The sequence below is a fragment of the Tritonibacter sp. SIMBA_163 genome (genome assembly GCF_046535935.1).
Classification (GTDB): domain Bacteria; phylum Pseudomonadota; class Alphaproteobacteria; order Rhodobacterales; family Rhodobacteraceae; genus Epibacterium; species Epibacterium scottomollicae.
Window position 1 is genome coordinate 77,137 of record NZ_JAWJBP010000011.1, and the last position, 16,557, is coordinate 93,693.

Below are 16,557 nucleotides of genomic sequence, written 5' to 3' on the forward strand. Positions count from 1 at the left end.
GCTGCGTCGAAGGCGTTTTATTCGAAGCTGACCTACTCTTAGAAACGGACCCTATGACACAGACCGCTCACCCAGTCGAAGACGTATTGGATAAGACCGATGAATTGCTGAGTGAGGGCAAGGACTGTTTGACGGTTTCCGAATTGATGGATGAGCTGGGGGTCAAATCAATCGCGGCGGTGCTGGTTGCTCCCTCTCTTGCGCTGGTGTCACCGCTGAGCGGCATTCCCCTGTTTTCCTCGGCCTGCGGGATGACCATCGCGTTGATCTCTGGCCAGATGCTCATGGGGCGCAATCACCTGTGGCTGCCCTCGTTCCTGTCAAAGCGTTCGCTTTCGGCTAAGAACACCCAGAAGGCGACCGGAGCCTTGCGCAAGGTGGCTGCTTGGATGGACCGCCGGTTCAAGAAACGACTGCAGTGGCTTTTGACACCGCCTTTTCTGCGGATCATTCAGTTCGTCTGCCTGCTTTGCGGCCTGATCATGCCTTTCTTGGAGATCCTGCCATTCACATCCTCGATCTTGGGAGGGGTCGTTGCGCTGCTGGCGGTCGCTATGCTGACTGGTGACGGGCTGATTGCATTGGCAACCGTGATGCTGCTGATGCTTGGTTTGGGCGGGCTGGCGTCTCAGTTCATGTGATAGGCGGCCGCTCTACTGGTCTCGCCCTTGCGCCTGGCCCAGATCGGATAGGCAATTCACCTAGTCCGCGTATAAAATTGGCCGGACCCATCAGGGCCCGGCCGGAATTCTCATCGTTTACGCGTGTGAATGCTATCAGGGTCAGCCCTGATATTCAGGCAGCGCCTGCATCTGCTCTCTGGTCATCATCGTATAGACGCGCACGCGGCCTTCCTCAGTTTCGACAGTCAGATCATCAAGCTCCAGTTTGACGGGCTTGGCACCAATGCCGAGAAAACCACCGACATCGACGACAACCGCGTTAATGTCACCCTCACTGTCCATCACGATGTCAGCGATCTCGCCGATCATCTCATCATTGGCGTCAAAGGTTGTGGCCCCGGTCAGCGCGTCGGCACTCATTGGTGCACTATTGTTGGACGGGTTCGCCGTTGTGGATGCTTCTGCGCTCTCGGTCTGGTTAGTGTCTTCGCCGCTCAGGCTCGAGGTGTCGGCGCCCGTGCCAGACATCTCATAGGCGGGAGCTGTTTTCAGCGCTTCTGCCGGTGCGTTCAACACCAAGAAGTAGCCGTCTGCGCCGCCATCGGAGTTACCGTTTCGCACAAATTGCAGCGCATCCATATCGACGGCGATCTGGTTCTCGCCGATGCCGAGGAAGCCACCAATGTCGACCAGAATAGCCTCTGCGGTGCCGTCACGGCTCAGGATGACATCGTTGACTTCGCCAATATCAGCCCAGCCATCCTGCACGCCGTCCATGCCATCCTTCAAGGCATCGTTTTCGGTCTGATAGATACGTTTTCCGACGAATGATGAGGCATGGAATTCGGCCGGGCCTGCTTCGCTGCGAAACATGTCGCTGGTCTCGGCAGCCACAGCAGGCAAACCCATCGTGAGAACAAGGGACGTGGATATAAGAAGGTTTTTCATGGCCTTAGCTCCTATTTCGTGACTTCATATGCGTGCTCGTGCTTCAGTCAGACAACGTGGCGATGCGAGCATGGTTCCGAGGCGCGCGGTATTTTGTGCGCCATGGGCGAGAACTGGCGCACATCTGTTTGCAACCGGGAAAACGGCAGGGAGCCGAACGAAAAAGGCCGCCCCGATGCGGGACGGCCGGCAAGATATTTCGCGGCGCGTGCCGGGATCAGCCTTCGTCGTAGACCCCGGACAATGCCCGATCTTCCGCCTCAAAGGGGAGTGTCTCGAACGTGATGCTCACCTCATAGCTGTCTTCACCTTCGGTAATCTGAGGGCTGCACTCCAGCTGCCGGGCGAACCCGCGGATCAGTTGGCTGCCGAGGCCGGTGCTTTCATCCTCAAATTCAGTGCTGTCGTCCGATATGGAATTCGTGATCGTCAGGCACACTTGCAGGTCATCCAGTACCTCGAGCGACACTTTCACCCAGCGCTCGCCATTCTTGTCGACGCCCAGGTACTTCAACGCATTGGTCGCAGCTTCGACGGTGAGCAGGGACAGTGGCACTGCCTGATCCGGATACAACACGACAGAGTCGAGCGAAATATCGATCTTGGGCACCGGTGCGCTGGTCGGGGCCAACTCGGTCAGCGGCTTGACCACATCCCGCAGCAGATCGCTCGCTTGTACCCGACCCAGCTCGGAGGCCTGGTAGAGCGTCTGGTGCACAGTTGCCATGCTGGTCACGCGGCGATTGACGGTCTGTAGCGCGGCGGCGGTCGTCTTGTTCGTAGTGCGCCGGATCTGCATGGAGATAATCGAGGAAATGAGCTGCAGGTTGTTCTTCACCCGATGATGAAGCTCTTTCAGCAGCACATCCTTGTCGTGCATTGCGTCAAAGAGCTGGGCCTCGTCGTGCAGCAATTTCTCCGCTACCTGAGTGAACTGGTTTTCGATCACTTCCAATTCATGTGGCATGTAGGTGCCGTCTGGTTTTTCCGGCAATACGCGGGCGCGTGCGAACTGGCGCATCTGCAGGCCAATCAGCCGCAGATACCGGACGACCTGACGGTCCAGTGCGATATAAATCAGGAATAGGCTGACCAGCCACATCAGCATCGGAAACAGCGCAGGCGTCAGCAGCAGGCTTTTCAGGACGCCGGTTTCTGACGGTGTGTGTTTTCCGTCCGGGTCCCAACTTCCAATCACGTAAAACCCATCGCTCAGCACCGGGACAATGGAGAAAAGCCGGGTCTGACCTGCGGCATTCTCTGTTTCGATGTGTCGGGGGTTGAGCGCGATGAGTTCCTTGATGCTCATGCCGGCTGGCAGCCGCTCCAAGGCAGTTTCCCGCGCCCCTGAAGCGCTGAGGATTTCTCCTTCGGCGCTCAACGTGACGAGGTCGATGGGGCGTTCCCCCAACTTGGCCTGGAACTGCTTGTCTATGCGGTCGTGCGGAACGTGAATGATCTGGTTGCCGATAAAGGCATCACTGTCGTCAAACACAGGTTCCGAGACGATCAGGACGGAGCTACCGGCGACAGGACCAAAGGAATTTACCCGCACCTCGCGCTCGGGGCGGCGCATCCAGTCCGGGAAATTCGGATTGGCCGAGTAATCAATGGTGAGATTGCTGGACGCGCAACTCATGACGCCGTCTCTTGGCAGGAAACCGGCAAAGCTGTAGCGGTCTTCAGTTGCGTCGATGAACCGCCCCATCAGCGACTTGCACCGTTCGACATCAGTCGCCAAATCCGGCACAGACAGCGCGAGCGTTTCCGCAGCAGCGAAAGCGGATTTGATGATCTCGCGCTCTTCCTGCGCGAACTCCGCCGTAAGGGCCTGCAGGCTCAGATTATTGGATTCTGCGACCTCTTGTTGCAGGCGCACGGTCTGGTCTACCGCGATCAGGCCGAGGGGCACCATCGCACCAGAAAGCAATACGGCGAGGCGAACAGACAGCCCGCGCGCCCAGGCGAAGGGCCTGGATGCGTCGTTTGTATCATGGGGGAGAGAGTCGTTTTTGGGGTCACCCCGGCCACGCATGATGGCCAGGGACGGGAAGTTCATTCTGTTCACGCGGCGGTTCCACCACTTGCTGCGACAACGGCGTGGGTGGCTGCATCCGTCAACTCCATGCGATCATCAGAGTTCATCTGCATCTTGAGAGTGAGTGCCTCGCGCCCACGGTTAAGGCGGCTCTTGACGGTGCCGACCTTTACGCCGCAGACGTCGGCCGCCTCTTCGTAGGAATATTGCAGCACGCCGATCAGCGTCAGGATCTCGCGCTGCTCGACCGGCAGTTCGCCAAGGGCGCGGCGGAACTCTGCAAGCTGCAACCGTCCATCATGTGCCGGTTTGACCGAGATGCTCTCGGTAATCGCCCCGCTGGAATCTTCGACCTCGCGCACCGCTTTGCGGCGGTTCGAATAGAAGGTGTTGCGCAGGATGGTAAACAGCCAGGCCCGCATATTGGTGCCTTCCTGGAACTTTTCCAGGTTTGTCCATGCTTTCAACACGGTGTCCTGTACCAAGTCATCGGCAGCAGCGTCATTTCGGGTCAAACTCATGGCGAAGGCGCGCAGCACCTTCATATGGCTGGTCAGTTCAGCCTTGGCATCCTGTCGGTCCATTATTCGGCCTCCTCCTGCGAGTGGGAGGGCATGCCAGCTACCTGACCCGCCCCATTCGCAACCGGGATCTTGTCCAGACGATCAAGCAGCTCCATCAGATGCGGCGGTAAATCCGCGTTTGCATCCTCGACAAAAACCTTCTTCAGGTTTTCGTCGATTAGAGTGTCCCATGGCTGATTCTGAGGCCTGTTTGCCATTCGTTTCTCCCGCAACACCTTTTACCTTCAGGCGTAAGTTAAATTACATTTCTATGGAACAAACGCGAAGACCGTGCGTTTGTTCCATAGAATTTTTGGTGACAGGAGAAAAAAATTGTCGACCTCTACAACAGGACAAGCCCTGACTCTGTCGGACCTCATCGCACCGCATCTGCCCTATTTGCGCCGCTATGCACGTGCGCTGACCGGGGCTCAGTCCTCTGGCGACACCTATGCGGCTTCCACTCTGGAGGCGATCCTGACTGATCCTTCCTGTTTTGATGCGGAAGAAGTCGGAGGCAAAGTCGCCCTCTTCAAAGTATTCCACAAACTCTGGGGCAGCTCTGGCCAGCCCGTTGCCGAATTTGATGAGGGCCCGCGCGCGCGGGCTTTGCAGCATCTGGCATCTCTCACGCCCAACACCCGCGAAGCGCTTTTGCTGAACACGGTCGAAGCATTTTCCGTCAGTGAAGTCGCTGAGGTCATGGAAATCGAGGCAGATGAGGCAGCACGGCTGATCCAGCTGGCCCGCGATGAGATGCAGCAGGCTGTGACCGGAAAGATCATGATCATCGAGGATGAGGCGATCATTGCGATGGATCTCGAAGGCATTGCCTCCATGATGGGGCATGAGGTGACCGGGATCGCACGGACGCGCAAGGCTGCCGTCAAGCTGGGCGTGGAAGAGAAGCCGGATCTGATCCTTGCGGATATCCAGCTGGCCGATAATTCGAGCGGCATTGATGCCGTGGCCGATCTGCTGGAAGAATTGGGCGATGTTCCGGTCATCTTCATCACGGCCTTCCCCGAGCGCCTGCTGACTGGCGAGCGCCACGAGCCTGCGTTCATGATTGCCAAGCCTTATGTGCCCGATCAGGTGATCTCTGCCATCAGCCAGGCGATGTTCTTTTCATCGACCGATACGCTGACTAGCTGATCGCAGCCTTTGATGAAAGCTGAGAACCCTGGGTAGAGATGTCCGGGGTTTTTTCATGTCTGCAGCTCCAGTCGAATGCGGGGCGAGCAGATATGAAAACGCCCTGCGCACGTTTCAGTCCGCAGGGCGTTTTTCGTGGATGCGCCGCGATTTTACGAAGCGGACATCGCCCTCAGCATCCATGCGGCTTTTTCGTGAAAGGCCGCGCGTTCGGTCGCCAGATCGCCTGTGACCATATCCTTGCGCGCTTCCGCCAGTTCAATGAGCGCATGCAGGCGGTGTGCCAGGCGCATGTGGTCACGTTCGAGATCCTTGCACATCTCGCCGGCACTCGGCATCTGGCCCAGATCGTCGATTGCGCTGTCCGAAAGCACGCCGCTGATCTTGCCCGACGTCAGGTGCCCAAGGGCCCGGATGCGCTCAGCCAGCTCATCTGCGGCGGCGAACATATCCTGATATTGGGTCTCGGTGAGATTGTGCAGCGAGAAGAACAATGGCCCCTCGACGTTCCAGTGATAAATATGGGTCTTCAGAGTGAGACGGTACGTATCCGCCAGCACGTCGCTCAGCCCTTCGGCAATTGGCGTCGTGTCCCGAACACCGGTTTCCACTGGGGCGATTTGTGGTTTCACGTTCAGTGCAGCTGTCATGTCATATCCTTTCGAGCGAGGAAATCTTGGGGTGTCGTCAGCGGCTGCCTGTTAGCGGCGTACAGCGCGAAAGATGATCGCGGCGACGAACAGCACCAGAAAGATGAAGAAGAGGATCTGTGCGATCCCGGCCGAGGCGCTGGCGATGCCGCCAAAGCCAAAGACGGCCGCGATCAGCGCGATCACCAGGAATGTCAGTGCCCAACCAAGCATGGGAGTCTCCTTTGCCGTGTTACGTTGCTCGCCCGTCGCGAGCTTCGATAATACAACGGGAACAACGTGCTTTTGTTCCGCTCACGTTCAGGGAAACTTGGGTTTAGTTCCTTGGCAGGGGTGCGACGGTCCGGGCCATGGGCCAGAAATGACGGATTAGCCTGTCCATGCGCGCGCTGGTTTCAGTGCGCCGCTCTTGATGACAGTTTTGGCGAAAACCCGACCGTTCAGTCCGCGTATGTCCGCGGTTATTTCAGCGGTTATTTCAGCGGTTAAAGACCAGTTTGAGCGAGAAAGAGAACTGCGATCCCGGAAGGTCGCGCGGCGCTTTGCGGAAGCGGCGGGCGCTTGCAACCGCACGCAGGGCGGCTTGATCAAAGGCGGCAGAGCCGGAAGACCTGGCAACTCCGTAGTTCAAGAGTTGGCCATCCCGGCTGACCGTCAGGGTGACCACGACGGCAGCGTCGCCACGCCCGCCGGAGGGGTAGCGCTGACGGCGTGCGATACTGGCGCGGATCTTTGCACCCCATACGGCCCTGAGCTTGGCTTGTCGGCCTTTGCTGGCGGTGCTCGTTCGTGTCTCGGCGGACGCGCCGGCCTGACTGCCGCCACCGGAACCGGCTGCACGTTGCTCGGCCCGACCTGCGCTGGTGGTCTCGGCTTTCTGTGCCGTTTCGGGAATGTCTTCTGGCTCTGGCTCTGGCTCTGGTTCCGGCTCAGGCTTTGGTTCCGGCGGAGGAGGCGCCGGAGTCGTGTCGATTTCCGGTGTCGCAGTGTCTTCCGGTTCGCTCATGGCCAGCCGGACCTCGGCTCGCGGCGCAGGCGCGCTTTCGACCTGGGGCAGCTCTGGCGGCGCAATATCCATATCGGGCGTGTCGAGGGTTTCTTCCAGAACCGGGGGTGTTTCCGGCGGTCGTTCCCACTTTTGCACCATCTCACGGACTGTGGGTGCGGCCCCGGCAAGCGAGATGAGGGCTTCACCGCCCGCCCCAGCATCTTCGCTGCCATCGGCGGGGATGTTTGCAAAAATTGCCACATGCGCCGCGATCGCCAGCGCGGCAAACAGGCTACCTTCTATCCAATGTTTCATTTCGGGCTCACCACCAGTTCGACGCGGGCAAACCCGGCAGCCGACAGATCCCTCAGCAATCCGGCGGCGGTGGCCGCTTCAAGCTCTGCATCGGCCCGCAATTGCAGCACGGCATCAGCTGACGAGAGTTCTGCCAGGCGGGCCAATGCCGCATCGCCGTCCTGCCCGTCAAAAGACAACCTGCCAGCCTTGTCGACATAGAGCGTTGCGTCGGCGTCCAGTGGTGTCTCCAAATCTGCTTCGGGTGGGTTCACCTCAAAGGGATCGGGTTGGGCCAGGCGGGACGTCATCAGAAAGAAGATCAACAGCAGAAAGACCACGTTGATCATTGGAACGATCGATTCCGCGCGTGGGCGGCGGGGGGCGTCTGTCAGGTCCATCAACGACTACTCCACCAACACGACGGAGGTGAACCCTTCGCCGCGCAGCACTTCGGTGAGGGTCACGATACGTTGCAGGCTCGCGCCGTCCTTGCCGCGCAGGATCAGCACGTCGGCCTTGTCCTCGACCAAGGGCGTCAGTGCGACCGCCAGCTCGGCTTCCGCCACTGGTCTGCCGTTCACATAGACCTCGCTCGGCGCCACATCGATCAGGCGTGGTGGGCCGGTGTACTCACCGCCACCCGCCGCAAGCGGCAATGGCAAGGCCGCGTCGATGCCAAAGCGTGACGCCAGCATGAAGAAAACCAGCAAAAGGAACACCACGTCGATCATCGGCGTGAGGCTCGGCTTGCGCCGCGGGCGGGCAGGAGTGTCGAACAGCATTGTGGATCATTCCGCCGCAAGTCGGATGGTTTGCGGTTTCTCGGTGACAAACAGACGGGTCGCACCATCTTCGACATCGCGGCGAATGCGGTCGATGACCGACTCGAACCACGTCAGCGCCGCAGAGGCAGGAATGGCAACCGCCATACCGGCAGCGGTGGTCAGCAGCGCCTCCCATATACCACCGGCCAGCATCGAGGGATCGGCCTTCGATCCGGCGGCCTGCAGCGCCTGAAAGGCCGCAATCATTCCCATAACGGTGCCAAGGAGACCCAGCAGCGGCGCGATGGTGGAGATCAGTTCCAGCGCGCCTAGGCCACTGCGGGCCGAGCCGAGTTCGCGTTTTGCGACGCGGGCCGTTTCCTCGCGGGCATGTGCATCAGGCATCGACTTCAACGCGGACAGAGCCGCGGCAACCACCTTGGACCGGACGCCACGGCGACCCTGGACCAGCGTCAGCGCCCGGTCCGCATCGCCTGCTTCATAGGCGGCGACCGCTTGACGGGCCTTGCCTTTCGACCAGGCGCCGATCAGCGCCAGGCGCCAGATTTTCCACAAGATCAGCGTCAACGTGATGACCGACAGGGCGGCAATGGCCCAGATCGAGGGGCCGCCGTCACGCAGGAATGTCTTGGCCTCGTCGAAGGCGCCTCGCGCCATTGACGGCAGATCCTGAGCAGACGCCGGTTCGGATGCCGCAGATGACACATCGTCCGCGTTGCTGCGCGCGACCGGGAGGTTCTCTGAGGTCGACGGAGTCGCGGAAGTCCGATCGGTGGCAGGGCTCTCGCTTGTCGTCACCGGGGCGGTCTCTGCAGTGATTGGCGTATCCGGCGTGTCCGGGGAGGTCGGTGCCGCAGGGGCCATCATATCAGTGGCAACGTCAGGAACAGGAGCTTGCGTCGCGGGAGCGTCCGGAGCCGCAGTCTGTGCCGTGGCGAGCACCGGCAGCAGCAGGAATGTCGTAAAAACGAGGGACTTTTTCATTGTCGGCTCCGTCTAGCAACGCCTGGCACTGATCCCGCTCAGTAAGCGGGGTGCTGGCAGAATGGCTTGGCTACACGATGCGCGCGGTCATGCGATCCGTGATTGGCTAGAAAGAGGCAATGGCCCCAAGATTGGCGCCTAATTTAGCATAGCGTTTTTGTCAAGTTAAGGCTATGCATCAGACTCCGCCGGTCGGGTCCAATAGGCGGCAATGTAGTGATCCTTGGCGTTGAAGCCGGCAGATTTCAAATGCGCCCGGACTTTCTGGGCTGCGCTCTTTTCCGCGGCCAGCCAGACCATATGGCCCGGCGTATTCGCAAGCGTCGCAATGGCGAGATCCCCGAGGTCCCCGGCGTTCGAACCGTGATGCTCGATGCGTATTCCGGGGTGATGCGGCATGAGGTAGTCTGCGCTTTCGGGGGCGGTCAGCTCCAGCACCACGCGGCCGGAGGCCTTGGGGCCGAGGGCGTCGAGGATACGTGCGACGGCAGGAAATCCGGTTTCATCGGCATAGATCATGATCGTCTCGACCTCCGGGATGCCGCCGCCGCCAGGGCCAGTCAGGCCAACACGGCAACCGGGGCTGACGCTGCGCGCCCATTCGGTGGCCCGTCCGCCGTCATGTTCAAAGATGTCAAAGACCAGGCGTCCGGTTGTGACATCCAGCGCGCGGACCGTATAGACTGGGCGGTGCAGCGTGGCGTCTCCCTTGGGCCAGATCGTTTGGCCGGTCTCCGACAGATAGGGCCATTGCGGCGTGTCCAGAGCCGGGTTCGGCAGGGCCAGGCGGAAGTGAATTGCATCCGTCGTGAAATGGGTCAGATCCTCTGCGTGCGCGGTGACGCGGAGAAATAAGCCGGGAATCCTCTCGACGTGTTCGACGGTGATGAACTGGAAATTCGGTGGCCGGCGGCCGGCGCTTTCCTGTGCATCGGACCAGCAGATTTCTGCGGCGATCTCCGGAGCGAGGTGCTCGATCGTATCGCTGAGGCTTTCCTTCAGAACATAGAGCCAATCCGCACGAGGGGCGCCGATCCTGGCCACGGAATACTCGTCGCGGCGCTGAAGGCTGTAGTTGCCATATGTGGTCTCGATCTGCACCTCGTCGTCGCTGTCGATCACCACCGGCAGGTCAAACTCTTGCGCGCGCTGCTGAATCACGCTGCGGATGGCGGGAAAGGACAGGCCGGGCAACAGGGTCTGCGCTTCGAAGGAAAATCTCTCTTGCATGGACATGGTAGAGCCTTCTCAGGTTGGAATGACGTGGGGGGTGGCGTGGTTCGGATCGGCGATGATGGTGCAGGGCAGGGCAAAGACCTCCTGCATCATGGTCTCTGTGATGACGTCTTTGGGGCTGCCCTGGCTGTGCACGTGACCACCGCGCAGCGCGATGATGTGATCGCAGTAACGCGCCGCGAGGTTGATGTCGTGCAGGACCATGGCAACCGTGCGCTCGGTCTGTTGGTTCAGCCTTCGCACCAGTTCCAGAAGTTCGATCTGATGCGGCAGATCAAGGAATGTGGTGGGCTCGTCCAGCAGCAGCAACTGTGTGTCCTGCGCCAGGGCCATGGCGATCCAGGCGCGCTGACGCTGACCACCCGACAGGGTATCGAGCGACCGGTGCTCCATGCCGTCCAATCCCGTCGCCGCAAGGGCAGCGGCCACGGCGGCAGCGTCCTCGACCGAATGCTGGCGCCAGGCCGATTGATGCGGGGTGCGACCGCGCAGCACCAGATCGCGGATTGTCAGCCCCTCCGGAGCGACAGGTGACTGCGACAGGATGGCAAGGCGCCGTGCAACGGATTTGCTGTTCTGGCTGGCGATGCACTGCCCATCGAGGATGACTTGCCCGGTGCCCGCCGTCTGCAGGCGGGCGAGGCTGCGCAGCAGGGTCGACTTGCCGCAGGCGTTTGGACCGACGATGGCGGTCACTGCGCCGTCGGGCAGATCGACAGAAAGCTGGTCGAGAACCGTGTTGTGGGCAAAGCGGACGCTCAGGTCCCGGGCGGCGAGGCGAGGTTGGGCGCTCATGATCTAGAGGGCTCCTTTGCGAAATTGGGCGACCAGAAGCCACATGAGAACCGGCGCACCGATCACGGCGGTGAAGACACCGGCAGGCAGTTGCACCACTGGTACGAGACGGGCGGCGGTGTCCGCGCCGAGGGTGACCAAGGCGCCCACAAGTGCCGCGGCCGCGAGAACCGGTGCGCCGGTGCCAAGCAGGCGACGTGCCACAGGCCCCGCAACAAAGGCGACAAAGGGCAGTGGTCCGGCGACGCTGACCGCAAGCGCGGCAAGGAGCACGCCAACACAGGTGATGACCAACCGCAGGCCGGCCAGACGTAGGCCGAACCCCTGCACGATATCGTCGTTCATGGTCAGACGGCTGAGGGGGAACTGCAGCCAGAGAAGCACGGGGGTCAACAGAAGCAGACCGCCCCAGATCAGCGCGGCATCTGTCAGATTGCGCGCGTTGAGCGTACCAGTCAGCCATTGCGCCATATCGGCGGCACGCTGTTCGTCCGTCATGCTCATCAACAGGTCGCTGGTGGCGCCCAAGGTCAGGCTGGCACCGATCCCCACAAGGATCAGCCGATAGGGATCGAGACCCGTGCCACGCCGCCTGTCCCAGGCCAGCACCAGCACCAATGCCGCCGTCAGCAGCCCTCCCGTCAACGCCCAGGGCAGCACAAAGCGGACTGAGCCGAACAGCAGGATCGCCAGCACCGCGCCGCAGCTGGCACCGGCGTTGAACCCGATCACATCCGGCGAGGCCATCGGATTGCGCAGCATGGATTGGAAGATCGCACCGGACAGGCCAAATGCTGCCCCCGCCCCAACGGCGACCAGCACGCGCGGCAGGCGATGATCGAGCAGGATCATCCGGGTGATGTCTTCCATGTCGCCGCGCAGCGCGGTCCACAGGTCCGCTGCGCCAACCGGAAAGCTGCCCATGTGCAGGGCCGCAAGACCGCCGGTCAGAACCAATAGCATCAGGCCGAGCCCGACCAACAGGTTGCGCCGTGCCAGTTGCAGCGACAGTGTGCCGAGACGAAGGGTATAGGTCATAGCGCGCGCACTCCCTTGCTGCGGACCAACCAGATCAGGACCGGCCCACCGAGGATCGCGGACATCACCCCCGCCTGCATATGTCCGGAGAACAGAGCCGAGCGGGCAAGAATATCGGCCAGGCCCATCAGAAGTGCCCCATAGACCGCGCTATAGAGCGACAGCCAGCGTATATCGGCCGGGGCGGTTGCCCGGGCAAGATGCGGCACGATCAAGCCAATGAACGCAATGGGACCGGCCATCGCGACGGTGGTGCCGCACAAGATCACGATGGCCGCTCCGGTGAGCAGTTGCAGCAGACCGACCCGAACGCCGAGACCCTGGGCCGTGCTTTCGCCCAGTTGCAGCGCGTTGAGGCTGAACCCGGCGACAAAGGCCAGCAGGAGCCCCACGATCAGGAACGGCAGCAGGGTCGAAACCATGTCCAGCGTGACGTTGTCGAAACCGCCCAGAACCCAGACGCGATAGACCTCCAGCGAGGACCGGCTGACCAGCAGCAGGCCGCGGATCAAGGCGTAGAACAGGGCGCTCACTGCGGCCCCAGCGAGGATCAGGCGTCCGGTACGTGACGGGGCGTTGCCGCCCAGCGTGAAGACAAGACCCGAGGCCAGCGCGGCCCCTCCAAGAGCGGCCCAGATGAACTGAGCAGGATCGGTGATCCCCAGCGCAATGGTGCAGAGCACCACGCCAAGCGCGGCACCGGCGTTCACTCCTAACAGGCCGGGATCGGCCAGCGGATTGCGGGTGAGCGCCTGCATCAGGGTGCCTGCCACGCCCAGGCTGCCGCCGCAGAGCAGCGCGCCCACCACGCGTGGCAGGCGGATCTGCCAGATGACAATATGATCCGGCGCATCGGGGTCATAAGCCACCAGTGACTGCCAGATATCGCCCCAGCTGACCGGGCGCGCGCCCATCCGCAATGCCAGCAAGACGCTCAGAACCAGTAAGAACAGCCCGGCTGCCAGCCAGATCAGCCGATGCGGCATCCGGTGTCGGGGCAGGGCGCGGGACGTGACCTCAGCTGTCATCAGCGGGACCTCCTGCAAGAATGCCCGCGGCCCGCGAGGAGGTGACTTCGGTCGCAGGATCACCGTCCATGGCCTGCTCCAGCAGCGGCACCAGCGTGTCGAGCGCATAGTCGAGACTGAGCGGGCTTGAATGCGACAAGGCGGAGGACAGCATCAGGTCGGAGTAGATCTCCCGCCCCTCCGAGTAGGCCCGCATGAACCGGCGCAGGGGCAGGCGGTTCAGACGGTCCACCGAGGCCCCGCTGTCGAGCCAGATCAGCACATCGGCATCAATCGGAGAGAGGTCCTCGTCCGGGACCTTTACATATGCATGGTTCAAATTGCTCTGGGACCGGATCGCCTTAGGCGTGACAAAGCCAAGTTCGGACAGGAACTTGCCGCGGATGTCATGTTCCGTATAGGCGCCTGTGGTGCCGGCCCAGACCATGATGCCGGTTGCGCCCTGCCATTCGGGATGATCGAGGCGCAGGCGAGCGATGCGCTGATTGATGCGGTCAACCACTGCCTCTGCCTTGTCTGACCGCCCCGTGGCCTGGCCCAGCCGCAGCAGCATATCCTGCCATGTCATGCCGTAGTCGCCGGTTCCGGGGGCCGAGGCGACGGTGGGCGCAATTTGCGACAGCAGATCATATTCCCTTCTGGTCATGCCGGACCATTGTCCGACGATCAGGTCGGGCTTCATCGCGGCGATGGCCTCTATGTCGATTTCGCCCTGCATCACGACGGGAGTCTCTTCGCCAAGCGCCTCTTGGCCCCAAGGCCAGACGCCAAATTCGAACGGGCCGTACCATTTGCGGAGCGCATAGGGCACCACGCCGAGCGACAGCAGGAAATCATGCCCGATAAAGCTGAGCGAGACTACGCGCGTGGGCTGAGACTCGATACGTGCGCTGCCATAGAGGTGGTCGATTTCCACCGGAAACGCGTCGGCCGCACTTCTGTGTGGCAGCAAAGCAAGGATCACCAGAATGAACAATTGACGCATGGGGCGCCCTTTTCAGGTTCGGGCTGAAGCCGGAGCGCCCCCCAGACCCGATGGCAGGTCCGGAGGCGCGGTTTTGGTTAGAATTTCGACGTGAGCGTCAGGGACACATTGCGACCCTCGCCGATGTAGCAGGCACCGGATTGGCAGGTGGCAACGTAATTCTCGTCCAGGAGGTTCTGGATGTTCAGCGCCACCTGCCAGTTGTCACGGGAATAGGTCACGGCCGCGTCGTAGAGCGTATAGGCAGGCGTCTCATAGGTGTCGCTGCCGCCCCACGCGGCCCCGGTGTATCGCACCCCGGCGCCGAGCTTCCAGCCCTGCAGTGTTCCGACCGTTGGCGCGTAGTTGACCCAGAGCGACGCCGCATTCTCGGGCACCTGGCCGATTTGCGCACCGCTGGAGTTTTTGGTGTCGAGGTAGGTATAGGCCGCATCAAAGCTGACGTCGCCGATCCGGTGGAACAGTTCCAGTTCCAGTCCTCTGGCGGTGGCTTCCCCGGTCTGGATTGAGAAACCCGGGTTGGCCGGGTCGCTTACGGTCATGTTGGATTTGGTCAGGTCGAATACCGAGGCCACAAAGAGCGTATCGGTTCCAGCGGGCTGATATTTCACCCCGATTTCATATTGGGTGCCCTCCGTCGGTTCAAACGGCGTGCCGTTGACATCACGCCCGACCTCGTCCTGACGGAAGCTTTCGGCATAGCTGAAGTAGGGGGCAACGCCATTGTCGAACCGGTAAAGCGCGGCAAAGTTCCCGGTCCATGCGCTGTCGTCTGCGGCGACGGAGGTCGCGCCAAAACTGCCGGTGCTCGCCCCGGTCTTGATGCTGCCGTAGCGCAGGCCAAAATCGATGAACAGCCGATCATCCACGACCGCCCGGTTCTGCAGATAGGCCCCCCATTCGGTAATGGAGGTGCCGGGGCTGTCTGTCACGGTGATGTTGGGATAGCCCGTGTACGTCGGGTTGAAGGGATCAATCGGGGCGATTTGCGCGCCATATGCGGTGTCACTGTCGTAGTAGCCGCGCGAATAGCTGGCCCCGATGATGCTGCGCATCTCTACCCCACCCAGCGCGTAATTCGCGGTGGCATAGGCATCGAGCGCGGCAGACTTCATCTCGTTCTCGGCGCGGTAGAACGTGCGGTTGATGGTGCCATCAGGATTGTAGCGCCCGTTGGCGGTGTTATCAAAGGCCCACCAGGCATGCTGATAGAGCGCTTCGCCCTCCAGATACCGCGCGCTGGCATCAACGCTCCAGACCTCGTTGAACCTATGGCTCACCATGGCGGTGACGCCGCGCTGTTCACTGTTGAAGACATCAAAGCCGGGCTCGCCGACGAACAATGTATCGTCAAAATAGGTGCCATTGCCAAAGCCGGTGGCCGGCTCAAGCGTGCCGTAAAGTGAGGCAAACTGCAAAAGTGGGCTGCCGTCGCTCTTTTGGTAATTGGCGAGCAGAGTCAGCTCGGTGTCATCGTTCGGGCGCCAGGTGATCGACGGTGCCAGCGCCAGCGAGTCATCCTGAGAGAAATCAACCGGGGTGTCCGCATCGCGCAGCACTCCAACGATGCGGTAGCGCAATGTGCCGGACGCATTGAGGTCGCCGTTGACGTCAGCCGCGATCTGCGCGCGCTGGTTGGACCCGACGGAGAGTTGCCAGAGGTTGTCGCTGTCTTGTGCGGCGGTTTTTGAGGTGGTGTTGACCACGCCGCCCACGGACCCGCTGCCATACAGCCCTGACGACGGGCCCTTCAGAACCTCGACGCTGTTCAGCAGGAAGGGTTCTGGTTTGGTATCATTGTAATAGCCGTAGCGGGCGTTGAGGCCATCGTGCAGCGTGGAGGGGGCAAAACCGCGCACGAGCGACCAGTCGGAACGGTTGTCGAGTCCCCATTGCCCCGCCGTGATGCCAGAGGCGTATTGCAGCGCCTGTTCCACGTTGGTGGCACCCCGTTCCGCGATCTGCTGGGCGGTGACAACATGGATCGCACGAGGGGTCTCAAGGATCGGATCACCGGTCTTGGCCACTGTCCCGCTGTCGAGCGCCACGCTCTCGCCAAAGAACACCTCGGCGCGGTTGGCCTTTACCAGAATTGGTTCGAGTTCGATAACCTCTGCCGAAGCGGGCAGAGCCGCCATCAAGGCCAGAAAAGATACAGCTGTTGTCCGACGTGCCATTGTGCCACTTCCGCTCGTAGTCGTGTTGGTCTCATGTCTACCTGGCGGAAAAGCTTGGTACGGCTGCGGCTATAAAACCCATATAAAAGAGTCAAGTATTATTGCGTGGCGCGCCCTGCTGTACCCAACGGCAGGCACGCGATGCATCTCCAATGAGCAACAGTATGTGCAGCTCTTCAACGCTGGTGATCGTGGCGGTTGAGAGTGGGTTGACAGTTTGGTGACGCAGAGTCCTAAATATCCAACATTTTTGAATTTCAGGGACGA

18 protein-coding genes are annotated in these 16,557 nt (G+C 61.0%); 2 read left to right on the forward strand and 16 right to left on the reverse strand.

The window, feature by feature from the left end:
* Window positions 1-53 precede the first annotated feature (53 nt).
* Entirely contained in the window at window positions 54-641 is a 588-nt protein-coding gene (locus R0J92_RS15415; protein WP_411052288.1) for an exopolysaccharide biosynthesis protein, read from the forward strand.
* A gap of 141 nt (window positions 642-782) precedes the next feature.
* Here the strand turns inward: R0J92_RS15415 and R0J92_RS15420 are convergent, their stop codons facing one another.
* The 4 genes from R0J92_RS15420 to R0J92_RS15435 all read right to left on the reverse strand — a co-directional run bounded on the left by R0J92_RS15420 (window position 783) and on the right by R0J92_RS15435 (window position 4,390).
* Window positions 783-1,571, reverse strand: a complete 789-nt coding sequence (locus tag R0J92_RS15420) for a PRC-barrel domain-containing protein (protein WP_411052289.1) — start codon at window positions 1,569-1,571, stop codon at window positions 783-785.
* Window positions 1,572-1,788: 217 nt separating this feature from the next.
* Window positions 1,789-3,486, reverse strand: coding sequence for a sensor histidine kinase (locus R0J92_RS15425; RefSeq protein ID WP_411052290.1), 1,698 nt, complete (start codon window positions 3,484-3,486; stop codon window positions 1,789-1,791).
* Window positions 3,487-3,635: 149 nt separating this feature from the next.
* Window positions 3,636-4,193 (reverse strand): RNA polymerase sigma factor, encoded by a 558-nt coding sequence (locus R0J92_RS15430; RefSeq protein WP_106164933.1) that lies wholly within the window; start codon window positions 4,191-4,193, stop codon window positions 3,636-3,638.
* Window positions 4,193-4,390: a hypothetical protein gene (locus tag R0J92_RS15435; RefSeq protein ID WP_411052291.1), complete on the reverse strand. Its 198-nt coding sequence runs from the start codon at window positions 4,388-4,390 to the stop codon at window positions 4,193-4,195. Before R0J92_RS15435 ends, R0J92_RS15430 begins: the two co-directional genes overlap by 1 nt.
* Before the next feature lie 115 nt (window positions 4,391-4,505).
* On the opposite strand from R0J92_RS15435, the gene R0J92_RS15440 reads away from it, so the two are divergent.
* Window positions 4,506-5,327 carry a response regulator gene (locus tag R0J92_RS15440; RefSeq protein WP_317384616.1) on the forward strand — a complete coding sequence of 274 codons (822 nt, stop codon included), beginning with the start codon at window positions 4,506-4,508 and terminating at the stop codon, window positions 5,325-5,327.
* A 152-nt stretch (window positions 5,328-5,479) separates the two neighbouring features.
* Here the strand turns inward: R0J92_RS15440 and R0J92_RS15445 are convergent, their stop codons facing one another.
* The 12 genes from R0J92_RS15445 to R0J92_RS15500 form a co-directional block, all read right to left on the reverse strand.
* Window positions 5,480-5,977 (reverse strand): DNA starvation/stationary phase protection protein, encoded by a 498-nt coding sequence (locus tag R0J92_RS15445; RefSeq protein ID WP_317384615.1) that lies wholly within the window; start codon window positions 5,975-5,977, stop codon window positions 5,480-5,482.
* 51 nt (window positions 5,978-6,028) lie between these two features.
* Window positions 6,029-6,190, reverse strand: coding sequence for a DUF1328 domain-containing protein (locus tag R0J92_RS15450; RefSeq protein ID WP_106164937.1), 162 nt, complete (start codon window positions 6,188-6,190; stop codon window positions 6,029-6,031).
* 265 nt (window positions 6,191-6,455) lie between these two features.
* Window positions 6,456-7,280, reverse strand: a complete 825-nt coding sequence (locus tag R0J92_RS15455) for an energy transducer TonB (protein WP_411052292.1) — start codon at window positions 7,278-7,280, stop codon at window positions 6,456-6,458.
* Window positions 7,277-7,660: an ExbD/TolR family protein gene (locus R0J92_RS15460; RefSeq protein WP_411052293.1), complete on the reverse strand. Its 384-nt coding sequence runs from the start codon at window positions 7,658-7,660 to the stop codon at window positions 7,277-7,279. Before R0J92_RS15460 ends, R0J92_RS15455 begins: the two co-directional genes overlap by 4 nt.
* A gap of 6 nt (window positions 7,661-7,666) precedes the next feature.
* A complete protein-coding gene (locus tag R0J92_RS15465) occupies window positions 7,667-8,044 on the reverse strand; it encodes an ExbD/TolR family protein (protein ID WP_411052294.1) in 378 nt (125 codons plus the stop codon).
* Window positions 8,045-8,050: 6 nt separating this feature from the next.
* Entirely contained in the window at window positions 8,051-9,031 is a 981-nt protein-coding gene (locus R0J92_RS15470) for a MotA/TolQ/ExbB proton channel family protein (RefSeq protein WP_411052295.1), read from the reverse strand.
* A 171-nt stretch (window positions 9,032-9,202) separates the two neighbouring features.
* Window positions 9,203-10,267: a siderophore-interacting protein gene (locus R0J92_RS15475; protein WP_411052296.1), complete on the reverse strand. Its 1,065-nt coding sequence runs from the start codon at window positions 10,265-10,267 to the stop codon at window positions 9,203-9,205.
* Window positions 10,268-10,279: 12 nt separating this feature from the next.
* The gene (locus tag R0J92_RS15480; RefSeq protein WP_411052297.1) at window positions 10,280-11,062 is read right to left on the reverse strand and encodes an ABC transporter ATP-binding protein; all 783 of its coding nucleotides are present in this window, start codon (window positions 11,060-11,062) and stop codon (window positions 10,280-10,282) included.
* A gap of 3 nt (window positions 11,063-11,065) precedes the next feature.
* The gene (locus tag R0J92_RS15485; RefSeq protein ID WP_411052298.1) at window positions 11,066-12,100 is read right to left on the reverse strand and encodes a FecCD family ABC transporter permease; all 1,035 of its coding nucleotides are present in this window, start codon (window positions 12,098-12,100) and stop codon (window positions 11,066-11,068) included.
* Window positions 12,097-13,128, reverse strand: a complete 1,032-nt coding sequence (locus tag R0J92_RS15490) for a FecCD family ABC transporter permease (RefSeq protein ID WP_411052299.1) — start codon at window positions 13,126-13,128, stop codon at window positions 12,097-12,099. The genes R0J92_RS15485 and R0J92_RS15490 overlap by 4 nt, the downstream gene beginning before the upstream one ends.
* Complete coding sequence (locus R0J92_RS15495; RefSeq protein WP_411052300.1) at window positions 13,118-14,113, reverse strand: ABC transporter substrate-binding protein; 996 nt, start codon at window positions 14,111-14,113, stop codon at window positions 13,118-13,120. The genes R0J92_RS15490 and R0J92_RS15495 overlap by 11 nt, the downstream gene beginning before the upstream one ends.
* A gap of 77 nt (window positions 14,114-14,190) precedes the next feature.
* Complete coding sequence (locus R0J92_RS15500) at window positions 14,191-16,290, reverse strand: TonB-dependent siderophore receptor (protein ID WP_411052301.1); 2,100 nt, start codon at window positions 16,288-16,290, stop codon at window positions 14,191-14,193.
* Window positions 16,291-16,557: the final 267 nt, after the last annotated feature.